22 protein-coding genes and 1 pseudogene are annotated in these 16,805 nt (G+C 44.4%); 8 read left to right on the forward strand and 15 right to left on the reverse strand.

What is annotated here, in order from left to right:
• Positions 1-2 precede the first annotated feature (2 nt).
• Positions 3-899 (forward strand): EamA family transporter RarD, encoded by an 897-nt coding sequence (gene rarD, locus OW491_RS17710; protein ID WP_290037227.1) that lies wholly within the window; start codon positions 3-5, stop codon positions 897-899.
• Here rarD and OW491_RS17715 read toward each other — a convergent pair.
• The gene (locus OW491_RS17715) at positions 894-1,157 is read right to left on the reverse strand and encodes a DUF2164 domain-containing protein (protein ID WP_075172070.1); all 264 of its coding nucleotides are present in this window, start codon (positions 1,155-1,157) and stop codon (positions 894-896) included. The two genes, rarD and OW491_RS17715, sit on opposite strands and share 6 nt — an antisense overlap.
• A 73-nt stretch (positions 1,158-1,230) precedes the next feature.
• Between OW491_RS17715 and arfB the strand changes: the two genes are divergently transcribed.
• Positions 1,231-1,641 carry an alternative ribosome rescue aminoacyl-tRNA hydrolase ArfB gene (gene arfB / locus OW491_RS17720; RefSeq protein ID WP_290037228.1) on the forward strand — a complete coding sequence of 137 codons (411 nt, stop codon included), beginning with the start codon at positions 1,231-1,233 and terminating at the stop codon, positions 1,639-1,641.
• Positions 1,642-1,694: 53 nt separating this feature from the next.
• On the opposite strand, the gene OW491_RS17725 is transcribed toward arfB, so the two are convergent.
• From OW491_RS17725 to OW491_RS17765, 9 genes are all read right to left on the reverse strand, one after another.
• The gene (locus OW491_RS17725) at positions 1,695-2,627 is read right to left on the reverse strand and encodes a GGDEF domain-containing protein (protein ID WP_290037229.1); all 933 of its coding nucleotides are present in this window, start codon (positions 2,625-2,627) and stop codon (positions 1,695-1,697) included.
• Positions 2,628-2,754: 127 nt separating this feature from the next.
• The gene (locus OW491_RS17730) at positions 2,755-3,102 is read right to left on the reverse strand and encodes a hypothetical protein (RefSeq protein WP_075179923.1); all 348 of its coding nucleotides are present in this window, start codon (positions 3,100-3,102) and stop codon (positions 2,755-2,757) included.
• Between the two features lie 7 nt (positions 3,103-3,109).
• Positions 3,110-4,123, reverse strand: a complete 1,014-nt coding sequence (locus OW491_RS17735; protein WP_075172067.1) for a rhodanese-related sulfurtransferase — start codon at positions 4,121-4,123, stop codon at positions 3,110-3,112.
• 81 nt (positions 4,124-4,204) lie between these two features.
• Entirely contained in the window at positions 4,205-5,092 is an 888-nt protein-coding gene (locus tag OW491_RS17740) for a hypothetical protein (protein ID WP_277252605.1), read from the reverse strand.
• A gap of 108 nt (positions 5,093-5,200) precedes the next feature.
• Positions 5,201-6,001 (reverse strand): tRNA cyclic N6-threonylcarbamoyladenosine(37) synthase TcdA, encoded by an 801-nt coding sequence (gene tcdA / locus OW491_RS17745; protein WP_178968654.1) that lies wholly within the window; start codon positions 5,999-6,001, stop codon positions 5,201-5,203.
• Positions 6,002-6,062: 61 nt separating this feature from the next.
• Positions 6,063-6,275 (reverse strand): hypothetical protein, encoded by a 213-nt coding sequence (locus OW491_RS17750; protein WP_075172064.1) that lies wholly within the window; start codon positions 6,273-6,275, stop codon positions 6,063-6,065.
• An 11-nt stretch (positions 6,276-6,286) separates the two neighbouring features.
• Positions 6,287-6,970, reverse strand: coding sequence for a TIGR01621 family pseudouridine synthase (locus OW491_RS17755; protein WP_290037231.1), 684 nt, complete (start codon positions 6,968-6,970; stop codon positions 6,287-6,289).
• A gap of 31 nt (positions 6,971-7,001) precedes the next feature.
• Positions 7,002-7,709 (reverse strand): DnaA regulatory inactivator Hda, encoded by a 708-nt coding sequence (hda, locus tag OW491_RS17760; RefSeq protein WP_075172062.1) that lies wholly within the window; start codon positions 7,707-7,709, stop codon positions 7,002-7,004.
• On the reverse strand, positions 7,696-8,835 hold the full coding sequence (locus OW491_RS17765) for an AI-2E family transporter (protein ID WP_075172061.1): 1,140 nt from the start codon (positions 8,833-8,835) through the stop codon (positions 7,696-7,698). Before OW491_RS17765 ends, hda begins: the two co-directional genes overlap by 14 nt.
• Positions 8,836-9,113: 278 nt before the next feature.
• Here OW491_RS17765 and purM point away from each other — a divergent pair, with 278 nt between their 5' ends.
• Genes purM through OW491_RS17785 form a run of 4 tightly spaced genes read left to right on the forward strand, consistent with a single transcriptional unit; the run spans position 9,114 to position 11,845 of the window.
• Positions 9,114-10,169 carry a phosphoribosylformylglycinamidine cyclo-ligase gene (purM, locus tag OW491_RS17770; protein WP_075179927.1) on the forward strand — a complete coding sequence of 352 codons (1,056 nt, stop codon included), beginning with the start codon at positions 9,114-9,116 and terminating at the stop codon, positions 10,167-10,169.
• Between the two features lie 2 nt (positions 10,170-10,171).
• Complete coding sequence (gene purN, locus OW491_RS17775) at positions 10,172-10,825, forward strand: phosphoribosylglycinamide formyltransferase (protein WP_277252608.1); 654 nt, start codon at positions 10,172-10,174, stop codon at positions 10,823-10,825.
• 25 nt (positions 10,826-10,850) lie between these two features.
• Positions 10,851-11,549, forward strand: a complete 699-nt coding sequence (locus tag OW491_RS17780; RefSeq protein WP_075179929.1) for a DUF3108 domain-containing protein — start codon at positions 10,851-10,853, stop codon at positions 11,547-11,549.
• Positions 11,550-11,566: 17 nt separating this feature from the next.
• On the forward strand, positions 11,567-11,845 hold the full coding sequence (locus tag OW491_RS17785) for a YfcL family protein (protein WP_290037235.1): 279 nt from the start codon (positions 11,567-11,569) through the stop codon (positions 11,843-11,845).
• On the opposite strand, the gene OW491_RS17790 is transcribed toward OW491_RS17785, so the two are convergent.
• Positions 11,842-12,408, reverse strand: a complete 567-nt coding sequence (locus OW491_RS17790; RefSeq protein ID WP_290037236.1) for a hypothetical protein — start codon at positions 12,406-12,408, stop codon at positions 11,842-11,844. The genes OW491_RS17785 and OW491_RS17790 overlap by 4 nt on opposite strands.
• A 95-nt stretch (positions 12,409-12,503) precedes the next feature.
• On the reverse strand, positions 12,504-13,550 hold the full coding sequence (locus tag OW491_RS17795) for a hypothetical protein (RefSeq protein ID WP_178968652.1): 1,047 nt from the start codon (positions 13,548-13,550) through the stop codon (positions 12,504-12,506).
• Positions 13,551-13,781: 231 nt separating this feature from the next.
• Here OW491_RS17795 and OW491_RS17800 point away from each other — a divergent pair, with 231 nt between their 5' ends.
• Together OW491_RS17800 and OW491_RS17805 are read left to right on the forward strand one after the other, a co-directional pair.
• Entirely contained in the window at positions 13,782-14,951 is a 1,170-nt protein-coding gene (locus OW491_RS17800) for an MltA domain-containing protein (protein ID WP_290037238.1), read from the forward strand.
• Positions 14,952-15,109: 158 nt separating this feature from the next.
• Positions 15,110-15,523: a PilZ domain-containing protein gene (locus OW491_RS17805; RefSeq protein ID WP_075172053.1), complete on the forward strand. Its 414-nt coding sequence runs from the start codon at positions 15,110-15,112 to the stop codon at positions 15,521-15,523.
• A gap of 13 nt (positions 15,524-15,536) precedes the next feature.
• Here the strand turns inward: OW491_RS17805 and OW491_RS17810 are convergent, their stop codons facing one another.
• From OW491_RS17810 to OW491_RS17820, 3 genes and pseudogenes are all read right to left on the reverse strand, one after another.
• Complete coding sequence (locus OW491_RS17810; protein WP_083609954.1) at positions 15,537-16,199, reverse strand: cysteine peptidase family C39 domain-containing protein; 663 nt, start codon at positions 16,197-16,199, stop codon at positions 15,537-15,539.
• 84 nt (positions 16,200-16,283) lie between these two features.
• Positions 16,284-16,583 (reverse strand): hypothetical protein, encoded by a 300-nt coding sequence (locus OW491_RS17815; protein ID WP_290037240.1) that lies wholly within the window; start codon positions 16,581-16,583, stop codon positions 16,284-16,286.
• A 26-nt stretch (positions 16,584-16,609) separates the two neighbouring features.
• A pseudogene (locus tag OW491_RS17820) lies at positions 16,610-16,805 on the reverse strand (hypothetical protein); the annotation flags it as partial.

The raw sequence follows: 16,805 nt of genomic DNA on the forward strand, positions 1-16,805 counted from the left end.
CCGTGACCGAGCAAAACCGCGGCCTTATCTACGCCCTAACCGCCTACCTTATTTGGGGAACATTCCCACTTTTATTTAGCTTATTCAAAGGGCTACCTGCAATGGAAGTGCTCGCGCACCGCATTGCGTGGTCTGCTGTTTTTGTAGCCATTATTATTACTCTGACCGGAAAGTGGCACCGCATTAAAGCCGCCCTTACCAACAAGCACCTGATCTTGGCTTTATGTTGCTCAACCACATTAATTGCTGCTAACTGGGGACTTTATATCTGGGCAGCTATGAACGAGCGAGCCGTTGAAGCAAGCTTGGGCTACTTCATCCACCCACTAGTATCGGTAGGCTTAGGTGTTTTTTTCCTAAAAGAATCGTTAAGCACTTATCAAAAAGTCGCGCTGTTATTAGCGGTCATCGCTGTTGTTTACAAAGTTACAAGCTCTGGAGCTCTCCCGTGGATCTCATTATCCTTAGCCGCAAGCTTTGCTCTTTATGGATTTGTGCGCAAACAAACGCAAGTGGATACCGTAACGGGGCTAATGATAGAAACGACCTTAGCCCTCCCTTTCACGCTGATATTTTGGCTGTTTACCCCAGTTAACCACTTTGGATTCAATCTACAAGGTGGCCTTTTCATTTTAGCCGGCATACTCACTGCCATCCCATTGTTAGCCTTTGCAGCCGCAGCGAGGCGCATCAGCTTATCAATGATAGGATTCCTGATGTATTTAAACCCTACACTTCAATTATTGTGCGCTGTATTTATTCTTGGGGAGCCCTTCACTCACACCGATTTAATAACATTCTCACTCATTTGGATTGGCCTAGCTATTTTCACTGGTGGAACCTATTGGCGGCACAGAAAAGACCGACAAAAACTGCGCCCAAGCGTAACTTCATCATAATGTACTTACGGGACGCGGCTCCATTTTTTCTAGCTCATCAAATGCGAGTATTAAATCATCCACGCGACTTGATAGCATGGCTTGTGCATCCCTTACGCCTTGATTATAAAAATAAGCCCCCATTTCTTGAGATATAAAATCCAATAGGAATTGGGCTTGAAACTGCCCTAATTCGTAGTCCAATTCTTTGACAAAATATTGCTTTAATCGTCTTTCTAACATTTCAAGGGACGCTTTTTCTAACGCAATTACACTCATTTAGCGATTTTCCTTTTTATTTAAAATCAAGTTATTCATAGGGTTGCTGCACGTTTAGGATTACAATGCTCACATGCTTACTATATTAAAACACATTGTTATTAGTGCAGATGAACTTGAATTTACAGCCATTCGCGCTCAAGGCAGTGGTGGACAAAATGTAAATAAAGTCTCATCCGCCATCCATCTTCGCTTTGATATCAAAGCATCATCACTCCCCGGTTTTTACAAAGAGCGCTTACTTGAATTTAAAGACAAACGGATAACGGCAGATGGTATTATTGTCATTAAAGCGCAAACTTTTCGTACCCAGCAAAAAAACCGAGAAGATGCACTGGAACGCCTGAAAATACTCATCCTTGACGCTACGACTATCCAAAAAAACAGGCGCCCAACAAAGCCTACCCGCAGCTCGCAACGCAAACGAATGGACAGCAAAACCAAGCGAGGAAACACTAAAGCAATGCGCGGCAAAGTGATGTAGTTAATCTTGCCCCCATGAACAGAGGGCAGATACAGAATAAATGCGTAAAAACCTTAAATAGGTTCGCCTTCAATACGGTTACTGCCAGATTGCTTAGCAATAAACAGGTTTTCTTCTGCACGCTTGAGCATTACTTCAGGCTCATCTTCTGGATACATTAAAGTCGATATACCTATGCTGACAGTAAAACTCAGGTCACCGGTAGGGAAAGGAATTTCTAAATTTTCTGCAAGAACACGAACCCGTTCAGCCGCCAACATCGCTTGATCTTGGTTAGTTTCAGGCAAAAACATTACAAATCTATCATCGGAATAACGGGCAAAAAAATCAGCGGTTCGCTTAAAGCCATGCAGAGCAGTCACAAATGCCTGCAACACTTGATCTCCTGCATCTAAGCCTTGCTTGTCGTTGATATCACTAAAATGATCGATATCAATTAAGAGAAATGAACACACCCAGTCATAACGCAGCGCTTGCGCAACAGACTGCTGTAAAATAGTCATGAGAGAACGGCGATTATAGGCACCTGTCAGCGGATCTCGTTGAGCTTGCTGCGAAATTTTTTGATTTAACTGACGTGACTCTGAGATATCACTCATCATAAAAAGAATATGATGAGGATCTATGGCCGAAAAGCTAAATTCTATAGCGCGCTGCTGATCCAAACCCGCCTCATGCAATTGCAATAAATGTTCGGGTTTTAGTGTGATCTGATGCTTTTGCACACCCTCACCCGCTAGCGCAGTTAATGATTGATCAAATGCTTGCTTTAGCACCTCGGCATCGGGCTCTTCGAATAGAGGAAACAAAGTGAGACCCCGTAACTTTTCGCCCCTCATCCAACTGGCAGTTCCTTCATGGACACGTGTTATTTCACCTGTGCCATTAAGAAGAAATACGGTTTGATCAACACCTTTTAGTAACGCCTCTAATACTGGCAGATCCGCTGTAGCTTCGTCTGCGGCACTCTGAATAGCACCCACCATGACAACACTCCTAATTGTTTTTTAACTCCATGTATCTTTATAGCACAGACTAGGATAATTGCCGTTATTCTTACGCCTAAAGGCAGCGCCAAAAGCAAAAGATAACCCTGTAAGGCTTAGGGAAGCACTAACCAATAAAACGTCTAACAAGCCTAGCCGCATCACCAAATAGATCTATAGAAAATTGTAGAGGCTTTTCGTCGTTAGATGATAAACGTATCAGCTCATTAATGAATGGCTCAATGGTAGCCGGTTCGCCCTCATAGCTGGCGCTGAGCAAAATAGAATTAATCTTTGACAGATGAGCACTTGATTCAGTTTCAGAGTCAAGAGCCAACATAACAGGGGAATTGTGAAGCAAGGTCTCTTCATCGTCAGCGCTTAATATACGCCAACCTAACGCTTGTAGATGAGTCGCTAACTCCTGACGAGTTAGCGAGGTTGTTACGGTTCCTAACAAGCGATACTCTTGCATTTTACTGCTATCGCTTCATCGATTTTTTAGCCAACGCTTTTTCGTTTAGTGCTCGTTGTCGTTCACGCTCAGCACGTTTAGCGGCACGACGCTGATCCATTGTTGTAAGAGCATCTTTACCAATATGCCCTTCACCACGCGCTTGAGCTAAAGACATTTGCAATTCGCGCTGACGAAAACGCTCGATTTGCTCCGGCGAGTGAGTACCAAAACAATGAGGACAACTCACGCCTTTTTCGTACTGATCCGATAGTTTATCTTCTTCTGTTATAGGCAAACGGCACGCATTACATAAATCATAATGCCCTTTTTCGAGTTGATGATTTACAGTTACACGATCATCGAACACAAAGCATTCGCCTTCCCATAAAGATTCCTCTTGAGGAACTTCTTCTAAGTACTTGAGAATCCCACCTTTTAAGTGATAAACCTCATCAAAACCTTGTTCTTTCATATACGCTGTCGATTTTTCACAACGTATACCGCCCGTACAAAACATGGCCACTTTCTTATGTTTAGTCGGATCTAAATTCTGTTTTACGTACTCAGGAAACTCACGAAAGGTATCTGTTTCTGGATTAACCGCGTTTTTGAATGTCCCTACTTGAACTTCATAATCATTACGCGTGTCCACCAGCAAAACTTCAGGGTCACTGATGAGATCATTCCAAGCTTTAGGGTCCACATAAGTACCCACAACCTGCTTAGGATCAATCCCCTCAACTCCTAACGTCACTATCTCTTTTTTAAGCTTAACTTTAGTGCGTTTAAAAGGCGGCACTTCATGAAGTGACTCTTTGTAATCGAGATCAGCCAATCGACTATCTGATTTCAACCAAGCCAATAACGCATCAATACCCTCACGGCTACCTGAAACAGTGCCGTTAATTCCTTCTCTAGCAAGCAACAAGGTGCCTCGAACGTGGTTACGCTCCATTACTTGAGTTAAAGGCTCACGAATGGCTTCGTAATCATCTAGCGTTACAAATTTGTACAAAGCGCATACGACGGTATGAGACATTATCTAGCTCCGATGCATTATTTAAACGGCGGCAACTATACAGCAAGGCCGCCATTTTGTCTTGCAGCACAGCACAACGAATTAACCGGTGTGCTGCTTGGTTTGATTAATGTCATACCGGTTTAATGTCTCTAGCGCTGCTTCTAACCACTGCCCTGATTCGCCGCGCATCCAACTGGATGTTAACTCTATCTGTATGACCTTTTTCCAGTCACGCGTTTGCAGCTGCTCGGGAAGCGAGAAGCGATACGGCAAATTTTTCAGAATAGAAAAAACTTCAAAATCGATGGAGAAATTAAAAAAGTGTTCCCGTGCATACATTTCTAACTGCGGACCATTACAAGCGGAGGGATCAAATGAACGCCCTTTAGATACGTGCGCAATCGGATCAATCCCTTTCAGCCCCAGCTCTTCTTTTTTAAGAGGAAATACGCCATAAAGATTGAAAGCACGCAAATAAATTTGGCGCAAATAAGAGCTGTAACACTGATTACTGATCGCTTCCTTGCGGGACATACCCGTTATATTCTGAACCTCACATGCTGCATCAGCTATTGCGTAAGCTCGACCTTGGCTAGCAACAATGTCTATTTCTGATGCCTGATGGCGAATCCAGTGGCAAATTGGCCGCTCGGTTTTCCAAAGAAACTCCAAAAAAGCAGCGGACAGCTCGAAAGGCTGAGCCATATCCGTAGTGACACCGCCCACACCAAAGCGGACATTCAACATCCCCAATTGCACGTTGCCTAACAAGGCCTCAATCAACTTACCAGACTCCTCATGAAAACTCAGAAAGTCGTCCTCATAATGAGTAATCATATCGGCCGGGTTATTAAGGATTGCCACTAAGTTAGACACAGGCCAGCGCTCACAAAGAAGCGATTCTTCTTCAATACCACCCGCTTTCGGTTCTAGATTGTTCGAAATCGCGATAGTTTGAGCCGTTTTGTCTTCTGTATGCTTAACCATGAAATACCTTCCCTTGATGACCGGTCATCCATGATCGCGTTTGTTATTTTTGCGTCCAAGCTACTTCAACCGGTTAGTTAATTCCGCTTCTCAATAGTGAGAGGCAAATTAACGTGTTGCGCCAGCCTCAATATCTGCTTTAAGCATCAACTTGTTCAATACCCGTGATGCTGCAACCATACCGAATGTGGATGTCACTACAACCGCAGCGCCAAAACCCCCATCACAATCTAGTCGAGTCAGTCCTTCATCAAGGTTTTTTTGGTTACAAACCGAACCATCCGCTTGCGGATAGCGCAGCTGCTCCGTCGAAAACACACATTCCACGCCAAACTTCTTACCACTTTTACTATAATTATAGTGTCGGCGGAGGAATGATCTAACTTTAGCAGCTAATGGATCATTATGTGTTTTAGATAGGTCGCATACACTCACACAAGTCGGGTCTAACTGCCCTCCAGCACCACCAACACAAATTACTGGTACTTTATTGCGACGACAATAAGCAATTAATGCGGCTTTGTCTTTTACACTGTCTATTGCATCAACCACATAGTCAAAGTAATCACCAATTAGGTCGGCAGTATTCTCTTTATTAATAAAGGCTGATTCTTCATGCACTAAGCACTCCGGATTAATAAGCCTTATCCGTTCTGCCATTTGGGCTATTTTTGATTGACCTACAGCACCGTCTAACGCATGTATCTGCCTATTAATATTCGTTTCACAAATGTCATCTTGATCAATCAGAGTAATTTCACCTACTCCTGAACGGGCCAGTGCCTCTGCCACCCAAGAACCTACACCACCAATACCTACCACGCACACATGCGACGAACGAAAACGCTCGACTGCATCGCTCCCATATAAGCGACGCGTACCCCCAAACCGATTGTCATAACTAGACACGCTAATCACCTACCTGAAAATATTGACTGCCAACCACTTAAACCCATTGTCGCCCATGCAACTAAATATCATCATCCGTTAACTCGGTATACACGGCTTGACCACATTGCAGACACTGCCCTTCAATGAAGATTGTGCCTTCTAGTTCATATTCAACAGGCTCCTGCATCCCTAAATCAGCTTTCATGCAGTGATCACACCAAGTGGTTTCTAAAAATGCCTTTTGCTCTTCTTTGTCTCGAGCATAAAAATCACGTGACGTAGGCGTTCCCATAACTTATCTCTCTATTCGTTGTTTGCCGGCCACTTGAGGCTGGCTGGTTGTTCCCAGCGCTTCAGTTGAGCCTCGACTTCTGGGCAATCAAAAAAACGTCCCCATTCCGGCTGGGCAATAAAATGATAATAATTTTCGTTAAAAGAAAACATCAACTGCCATGCGTGCAAATACGTTCTATCAGCTGGCGAGCCACTATATTGAGCGTCTCCAAGGACAGGCGCCCCTATGCTTTTTAAAGCCACACGTAGTTGGTGAGTTTTACCAGTAGAGGGCTTTAACAAAAACAAACGACGCCCTGGCGAGGGGCTCATACTAAAAAAATGTGTCTGCGCTGGTGAAGTATTAGTTTTAGTTAACTTCCATGCGCCACGTCGCGCTTTTATCATGTCGCCTTTAACAAGGCCCTGTTTTTTACTGGGTTTTTTATCGCTCAGCGCTATATAGAATTTTTTTACCGTCTTCTTAGCAAACTGATCAGCTATCTCAGCAGCAGCGTCAGCTGACTTAGCAAAAACCATAACACCCGACGTTACTTTATCAAGCCGGTGTACCAGGTAAACATGAATACCCAGTGCAGCCGATAACTCCATTGTTAGGCCTGACTCATTATCATCTTTATGGACAGAGATACCTGGCGCCTTATTGATAATAATAAAATCGGCATGATTAGCGATTATACGAAATGAACTCATGATAGGGAGGCGACAAAAGTAGCAGAAAAAACTACCACCCCATTTCCTGCTTGATGAACGGGATTGTGACTTTGCGCTGAGCCATCAATGATGCCTTATCCAAACGCTCTAACATTAAACAAAGGTCAGACATATTGCGGCTAGCATGATGAACTAAATACTTAGCGACTTCTTCTGTTAATTCAAACCCGCGAATCTTGGCGCGCATGGCAATAGCAGCGGCTTTACCTTCATCGTCGAGCTCGGAAACACTAAACACACCACCCCAACTTAATCGCGAAACCAAATCAGGCAACTTGATAGTCAATTGTCTGGGAGGCGTGTTTGCCGCTACGATAAGCGTGTTTTGTTCTTGCCGGATGCGGTTATAAAGATGAAAAAGTGCTTCCTCCCACACTTTATTCCCCGCAATTGCTTCCACATTATCTACGCACACCAAGTTAAGATGCTCCATCCCTTCTAAAATAACGGGACTTAAGGAGATCAAATCAGCTAATGGTAAATAGACAGCTGTACGCTTTAGCGGCTCTGCAGTATGGCAAGCGGCTTGTAGCAAATGGGAACACCCCACTCCTTCATAACCCCAGATATACAGGAATTGCTCGCCTCTGCCTTCTGCCGCTTGTCGCAGCATAGAGCACACAAGACCATTTTCCCCGGTCATAAAGTTTTCAAACCGAGCCTCGTCTTGAAGGGAAACGCCTAAAGGCAGTTGCTGAGGCGCATTAGCGCTGTTCATCTGTCTCAAATTCCTGTGTGTCGGATGGCTCATCCTCAGCGATAGGCCGGGGAGTTTCTGAACCATAAAGATGGCTATTTTTATACCCATCATGAAGATGGCGCAAAAATACCATAATTACGGCCGCAACGGGTAGTGCTATAAGAACACCAACAAAACCAAATAACTGACCACCGGCCATAATGGCAAAAATTACCGCAACCGGATGCAAACCTATTTTATCACCAACCAGTAAAGGAGTAAGCACCATGCCTTCTAACATTTGGCCTATTCCAAACACCAATGCTACCCACAACAGTATGGATGGCTCATTAAACTGTATATAAGCAGCAATAGCCGCTACTGCGATACCTACAATTGTCCCCATGTAGGGAACAATGCTAGCCAACCCTGCAATTAACCCAATTAGTAGCGCCAAATCAACGCCTATTGCCCACAGACCCAGGGCATAAATAGCCCCCAGCATCAACATAACGAGCAACTGTCCTTTTATAAACGCAGCCAGAACCTCATCACACTCAGTTGCCCATGAGGTAACTGTTGGCTCTAAGTTACGAGGCAACAGACGGCCTATCTTAGCCATCATGACGTCCCAATCACGTAATAAATAGAAAGTAACGACAGGGATTAACAGTAAATTTGTTAGCCAGCCCATTACCGCCAAACCAGACTTGGTAAGCCCAGAGGCCACCTGAGCCATTATGCTTCCGGTTTGCTCCCAATGAGTGGTAATCAGCTGTTTAATGGACTCACTTCCTCCAAAACTAATCTGGGTGCCAAGATATGTTTCTATTGCTGGGAACACCTTGCTCTCAAACATATCAGCAATCGCCGGTATTAATTTTATAAGGGTCTGAACTTGAGCGCTCAACTTCGGCACCAGCAACAACACAAACAAACTCAAAATGGTTGTCATGACGACAAACACAACCACAACAGCTGAGGTGCGTTTTAGGCCTACCGCTTCAAGGCGATCGGCTAAAGGATCCGTCAAATACGCTAAGAGTGCGCCAGCCAGAAACGGAGATAATATAGGCCCTAATAAATACAACAAAACCCCTGAAATCACAGCAACCGTGATGATGAACCACCGCTGAGTTTTCAATAGCACTTCCACTGAGCTCATGCCCACTCCCTATTACTTAACTAAGCATCTCACTAAAAACATAAAACAAGCTTGTAACGCGCCTGCCTACTAATCAATATATGATATTACGAATAAGCTTACGGCACTGTAACTGAATTATGAAAAAGCCTAAAACCTTATTTTTAAGAATATTTTTTTTATTTCAGGCATAAATATGGCAGGTAATCGGCAACATACAATAGCCCACGCTATATCAACCTGATAGAATACTGCGCATATTTTTACACCTCACTTACCCAGTCTGAAGGTTAAGATACATGTCTACTGGTTCCGACAAAAAATCCTTAAGTTATAAAGATGCCGGCGTTGATATCGATGCAGGTAATGCCTTGGTTGATCGCATTAAAGGGGTTGCTAAGCGTACGGCTCGCCCTGAAGTAATGGGCGGTTTAGGCGGCTTTGGAGCGCTCTGCGAAATTCCAGAGGGCTACAAGCAACCCGTTTTAGTATCCGGCACGGATGGCGTTGGGACGAAATTACGTCTTGCAATGGAGCTAAACAAACATGACACCATTGGTATTGACCTTGTTGGCATGTGCGTCAATGACCTAGTAGTAGCAGGTGCAGAACCTCTTTTCTTCCTTGACTATTACGCTACCGGCAAACTTAATGTTGAAATGGCAGCGGATGTCGTAACCGGTATTGGCCAAGGCTGCGAACTTGCCGGTGCGGCTTTGGTAGGCGGCGAAACAGCTGAAATGCCTGGCATGTACGAGGGTGACGATTACGACTTAGCAGGCTTCTGTGTTGGCGTCGTTGAAAAAGCCGACATTATTGACGGCTCAAAAGTTGCCGCAGGCGACACTTTAATTGCTTTAGCGTCTTCAGGGCCTCATTCCAATGGCTACTCTTTAATTCGCAAAATCATTGAAGTATCGGATGCAGACTTATCACAAGAAGTCGATGGTCGACCATTACGCGATGCGCTTTTAGAGCCCACACGTATTTATGTTAAACCATTACTTAAGCTGATCAAAGAATCACAAGTCAACGCACTTTCCCACATTACCGGCGGCGGACTGCTAGAAAACATACCTCGCGTACTACCCGCTGATGCCAAAGCTGTTATTAATACCCAGTCATGGACACTGCCAGGCGTATTCCAGTGGCTACAATCTGCAGGTAATGTTGAACCACGCGAAATGTATCGTACATTTAACTGTGGCGTTGGCATGGTAATCGTTGTTCCAGCAAGTGAAACAGACAACGCACTTAGCATTTTAAAAGATGCTGGCGAATCAGCATGGGTCATTGGCCATATCGATAATGCTCAAAATGGCGAAGAACAGGTAGAGCTGAGCGATTCGGAGTAAGCATGTCCACAAAACGGATCGTCGTACTGATCTCGGGTAGTGGCTCAAACCTGCAAGCAATTATTAACGCAATCGATGCGGGTCATATTAATGGCCGCATCGAACACGTTATCAGCAACAAAGCAGATGCCTACGGCCTAGTACGCGCAGAACAAGCCGGTATTTCATACTCGGTTATTGATCATAAAGCCTTTGACAGTCGCGAATCATTTGACGCCCACACCCGTCAAGTGATCGACAAGTATGCACCTGACCTTGTAGTGCTAGCGGGTTTTATGCGGATTTTATCCGCCGCATTTGTTCAGCATTATCACGGGAAAATGCTCAACATACACCCTTCGCTACTACCAAAATACAAGGGTTTACACACGCACAAACGGGCCCTAGAGGCTGGCGATAATGAACATGGCTGCACCGTACACTTTGTAACTGAAGAGTTAGACGGCGGCCCATTGCTAGTACAAGCTTGTGTTCCTGTATCCTCTGACGATACTGAAGCTTCCCTTCAGGCCAAAGTCCACCAGCGAGAGCATGTAGCTTATCCACTGGCCGTAGAACTTATTTGTGCTGACCGCATTCGATTTGACGAGGCAGGTATCTTTCTGGATGATGAACTTTTACCACCTTCTGGATTCAGATTAGCATACGACGCGTAACTGACCTGATCAAAGGAGATCGATTTTGCGCCAGCTTATATCCGGTGTAGTACTCTCTGGAATTTTACTATGCCCTACTGCACAAGCAGATGTGACCGCATACAAGGCGACCTATGCTTCTGAATTTGACATCGGCATTGCTATGTCTGGAGAGCTTACTCGGTCACTTCGTCAAACATCCAACGGTCAATGGCTCTTTTCAACCAATGCTGAAGCAATGATCGCTTCTATTAAAGAGAATACATCCGTTACTTTTTCCAACGATCATGTTGTTCCTCATACTTACCTTTACAAGCGTAAGGTGCTGGGTAAAACACGCGAGGCCAAACTGACCTTTGATTGGAATAATAACCAAGTTACCAATGATGTTGAAAAAAAGCCTTGGACTATGCAGGTTCCCGATGGAACCCAAGATAAGTTAAGTTATCAGCTACAAATGCGCTTGGATCTCATGTCTGGTAAGAAAGGCCCTTTTAGCTATCAAATAGCCGATGGCGGGCGCCTAAAGACCTATGATTTTAATATTATCGGTTCTGAAAAAATCACCTCACCCATGGGTGAGTATGACGCCATCAAAGTAGAGATGGATAGAGGGACGGATGCCAAACGTGAAACTTATATTTGGTACGCACCTGCCCTTGATTACATGATCATTAAGCTCAAGCAAACAGAGCCTGATGGCAAAACCTATGCTCTACAACTTAAATCACTAGAAACTGAATAACCGGGTTTTACACAATAATGTCTATGCTAAACGGCGAACAACTTTACAACTGGCTTTTACAACAAGAAGCTGAAGGCGATGATGATCGCCGTTTCTACTCAAGCTATTTGCTAGGCCACGTTAGTCTCGCCATCGCCGAAACAGAAGAAGCACCAAGCCAATTCAAAAACCAACTCTACCACTGCGTCGAAGAGGCACTAGGAATTGATAAATTGAGCGAGGCAGATATTATTGGCATACGAGAGCTACTCAAACAAGGAGCTAATCAAGCATCCAATCAGCTCTCGCCTGCTTAGTTTTCTAGCTCTACGCCCAGCGCATGTGCTCGCTGCTTAACAGCAGCGGACACCTGCTCATCAGTCAGCGTTCCATTGCCATATGAGATACTTAATACCCTTTCACACTGCTGATGCATTTCATCGATGTACCGATTATCAGCGTCAGTATTTTTCCACGCCATTGATTGACGCCTAAAGCCCACGTATTCCTCCCGAAAAGACTCTAACGTGTAAGGTGTAGCCGGCTTTACTGTTTGATTGAGCAAGGCAATAAATCCCTTGGTCATAATAATAGATGCCGTGGAATATTCGAATAGATCTTGCTTAGACAAACCTGGCACAACCGATTTCAAATCCGTCAGCATCACATGGCTCTTAGCCTCGTCTAAGTTATGCACCAAGGCATATAGGCCATCGTAATAACCAGCACACTGCGCACCAACTGACGTAGCCAAACGAACTTGCTCCACATCAACCGAGTTCGTTTGGCTAAAAGTTACATTAGCCCATGTACAGGCCGCTACTATGCAAGTCAGCCGAGCATTAACTGAAAATAACTGAGCGACACTTCTACGCTTCATTGGTTTTCCTTATAACCTTCAAATATAAAACTATCATACCAATTCTTAACGTAATTAAATGTGTTAAGTTACGCTCAATTACGCACAACAAGCCCTTAAGAAATAGCCTCCTCCGATACCTCTTTGTTGGCAATATCAACCTGCTGCACCAGCCCCACACCTCCTGACTCCTTCAAGAACACGCCCGTCTCACGAACGGCTGCTGCCACCGCCCCATTGTCGTTATACTGCATAAATGGTGTACTGGAAGATGCCAGCCCAATCGCACCTACATCAGATCCAAGCAACGAAGTCAGCTCATCTCCTGCCTCTGTTTTTTTCCATAGCTGCAAACTGTCAAAAACTGAGTCAGCCTCATCAATAAAGCCATTATTATCTTCATCGTATTGTAGGAGATCATCAAAACCACTTCCTGAAATAGCACCAAACAATTCAGAACCATCATTGATTTGACCATCATTATTTTTATCATAAGCTAACCAACCACTTCCACTGACGAGATACGGCATTAAATCGGACACACCGTCATGGTCTATATCGAACGAAAAAGTCTCATCGCTTAACTCAACCGCCCCGCCATCAAAATTCAACACCAGCGGATCTTTAAAAACAACAGTCTGCTTTTCGACGCTATCGAATTGATAACTTTGCTGATTATGCATTTGCAAAGAAACATCGACATCAAACACGTGGCCATCCAAGGTTTCAATTGTACCTGTTGCAGAAAAATTGGTTGTTTCTGTACGCTCATAACGCTGGGTTAACGTAACCTCGACAGATTCCCAAGCCATGCCACCGAGCCCTTGAGTAACAGCCGAACGCTGCACTCGTCCACCTTCCCAGCCACCCACTGGGGCACTAGAATCAACGCAATCGCACGCAAGCTCAGGACTATTCGGGACATACTCCTTACCTGTAATAGCGGCAAACAGAACATTAAAAAGTTTTGTTTTTGTATCCTGGATCGACTCTGCCTCAGAAGTAGAGCTTGCCTGACTTACACCAGATAGATCAGATGAAGCCTGAATAAACTGCGCATTAAATAATACGCCTGATTCCCTCACCTCTTTTTTCATGATCTGAGTTGACTCATTCAATACATGCCCTGACTGAAGCTGCATATCATTTTTTGCTACGATCATATCCACCTCACCCAATTATTTACGGATTCAATAGCCATTTATTGCGGCCAATGTTTGCCGCATTGCCGCCCTGTTAATCAAAAGAAAAGTGAAGGTAATACCTAAGCAACTGTTATTTATATAAATAAAACCGTTAGCTACACTTAACTTCCTTTGATTTCTACTAGCACTTGCAAGACCTCTTATGAAGAAGCAAGATACAGGCCTCATTGTCATTCTCGGGACATTTCCATGCCATTCGCTCATTTAAAGACCCCACTACTTATCACGCTAACCTGCCTATGGATGACAGGCTGCTCGACTGTTAAGCAAGATACATCTACAGAACATCCAGCAGCCGGTATTGGCGACCCTATATGTTGGAGTCAGCTACCAAATTGGCATGAAGATACAGCTTTACAAGCCATACCGGCGCTTGAAAGCCAATGCCCTCGTTTGGGAAAGCAAAGCGAGTGGTCAAACTTTTGTGAAGCCCTAACCAATCACACGCCGATCGATGAAGAAGGCATTCGCCAGCTACTAGAAAGCCACTTTGTACCGCATCGCATCAATGGCAATAACGGTAATAACCGCGGCCTGTTTACAGGCTATTATGAACCCACACTCAATGGCAGTTACCAAAGATCAGATCGCTATCATTACCCGCTCTACCAACGCCCGCCTTCAATGCTACAACTGGAATTAGGCTCCCGTTTCCCTGATCTAAAAAATCAGCGTGTCAGAGGTCTATTGAAAGGCAATAAAGTAGTACCCTTTTATGATAGAGCGACGATTGATGGGGCAAACAAACCACTGGCCGGTAATGAAATATTATGGGTAGACGATGCGGATGCCGCTTTTTTCTTACATATTCAAGGTTCCGGACGTGTCCAACTTCCTGATGGCACAATGGTAGCCGTAGGTTACGCTGACCAAAATGGTCAACCTTATGTTGCTATTGGCAAAATCCTCATTGAGCGAGGAGAGCTAACACCACAAGAAGTTTCGTTACAGACCATCAACGATTGGCTAAAGTCACACCCCAAAGAAGCGGATGAACTCAAAAACCATAACCCAAGCTATGTATTCTTCACTTTACGCAACGATGTAGAATCAGGGCCAAGGGGATCCCTCAATGTTCCTCTGACTCAAGAGAGAAGTGTTGCCGTTGATCGTAGAGTCATCCCTTTAGGTACACCGCTATGGATTAACACCACACTCCCTGACAACACCCCCTACCAACGCCTGATGGTTGCTCAAGATACAGGAGGAGCGATTAACGGCCCAATTAGAGCAGATATATTTTTTGGCCGCGGCAATCGCGCCGAAAAATTAGCGGGTGAGATGAAACAAAAGGGAGAAATATACGCTCTAATACCTAAAGAAAGCTCAAAAAGCGCCGAAAGTGCAGAGTGTAAGTAGATGAAAAGCTCGATTACTTTGCATTGCGGGCATAGGATACAAGCTCAACGCTACTAAACACCCATGGAGCATTACCTACAGGATGTCACTCAAAAATCTATGACATTAACGGAGCGCCTCAAAGCGCTCCAATACGCCTGGTACAGGTAGGAGTGATTATGCCACGCCAATACATAAGGCATCCGGCACAAATACCCATCCAAGTCGAAGATGCATCACACACATTAGAATGCCCAGCACAAACTCACAATATTAGCCTAGGCGGCTTGGCTTGTGAGTCTAGGTTGGCCTTCTCTCCCGGCGACCGTGTTGAGATTGTCATACCCATACTTCAACCCGCTTTTTCTGCTCAAGGCCATGTTATGTGGTGCGAGAAATATATAGATCACTTTCTTCTGGGTATAGGGTTTGACAACCTGCAACAAGTTTATGCCATACGCATGATCGAACAAGTGTGTCATATAGAGCAGTATAAACAATCCATAGAGAAAAACGGACGAGCCATCACTACCGAAGAAGCGGCTCTAGAATGGATCAGCAAATACGCTAAGGAATTTCCAAAACTACATTAAGCCGCCACACAAGTTACGGAAGATAATGAATAGCCTGCAGATTAACAGCGGACGACGTCTGCCGCTGGGGTTGATTAGTAAAAAAGTCGATAGCGGATGGCGCTGCAATATTCGCTGGCAATATCGCTAAAATTTTACCCGCCAATTCGGTATTTTCTCGAGTTTCCCACATTTCCTTAAACTGCGAATCACTATAAGTTCTATTACCCAATGAAGAATCGGCCAGCCAAACCGTATTCACATCAATACCGCGCAATACAGAAAAATGATCATCTTTACGGTAGCTCAAATAAACAATTACAGGGATTTTAAGCTTAGTCAGCTGCTCATAAGATGCCGCATAACCCACTCCCTTAAAACCTATTTCTTTGAGTGCTTTTGACATGTCACTAAATGACGCTTTATCTTGCTTGCCGATTAAATCGAGTACTTCTGCTTCAGTGATAGGGTAACCATAGAACTCACTTAAAATAGTAGCTATTGATGCAGAGCCACAGGAGTAATCAAGATTCTGCTTTACTAGGCGCTCATCCCTGAGAGACTTCCAACTTTTAATAGGTATAGCACCATTTATAGTATCGCTTTTGAAATACAGTTCATCCTTCGCAAACGTGTGGTCTAAACAACAGATAACACCTATGAAAATACTGAATACTCTCTTTCTTAAACACCACATAAAGGTGATAACTCCTGTACACAACCCTGCCGACAAATAGCAAAAGGCCGCTAAGCGCGGCCTTTGTGTTTTACAACGCTTAAATTAACAACCGCAAGGAATGTGACCACCGCCATGGCCACCATTATGACCACCGTGGCCGTGGCCATAGCCATAGTGACCACCAAAGTAGTGGTATTTATGATGGAAGAGACCACCGAACAAATAGTGAAGGAAAAAAGCACCTTCAGTATTTTGCATTTCTTCCTGAGATAAGACCTCTACTTGAGCAGAGTCCGCTGCATCCAAAGCAAATACGGCATTAATATCAGAAGCATCATCTGCCGCAATCGCAGGTAATGAAAACGCAGCACTAAGTACTACTGTGGCAAATATTTTTTTCATTTGTACACTCCATGTGTCAGGGGACATTAAAAGGCTTTAAGCCAATTAAACCTCAGGTCTGCCCCGTCACGACCTGTGGCATCCGTCTTAAAAGAAAAGCTCATAGTGCTTCCCTTAGAGACTCCATAGCCAAGACCTAACATCAAATCAGTGTTGGTCTGACGAATTCCATCTCGTTGATCACTCCATTGACAAGGCTGCTTCTGTCTCTTATACACATCT

The organism is Neptunomonas sp. CHC150 (assembly GCF_030397555.1).
GTDB classification, from domain to species: Bacteria; Pseudomonadota; Gammaproteobacteria; order Pseudomonadales; family Balneatricaceae; genus Neptunomonas; species Neptunomonas phycophila.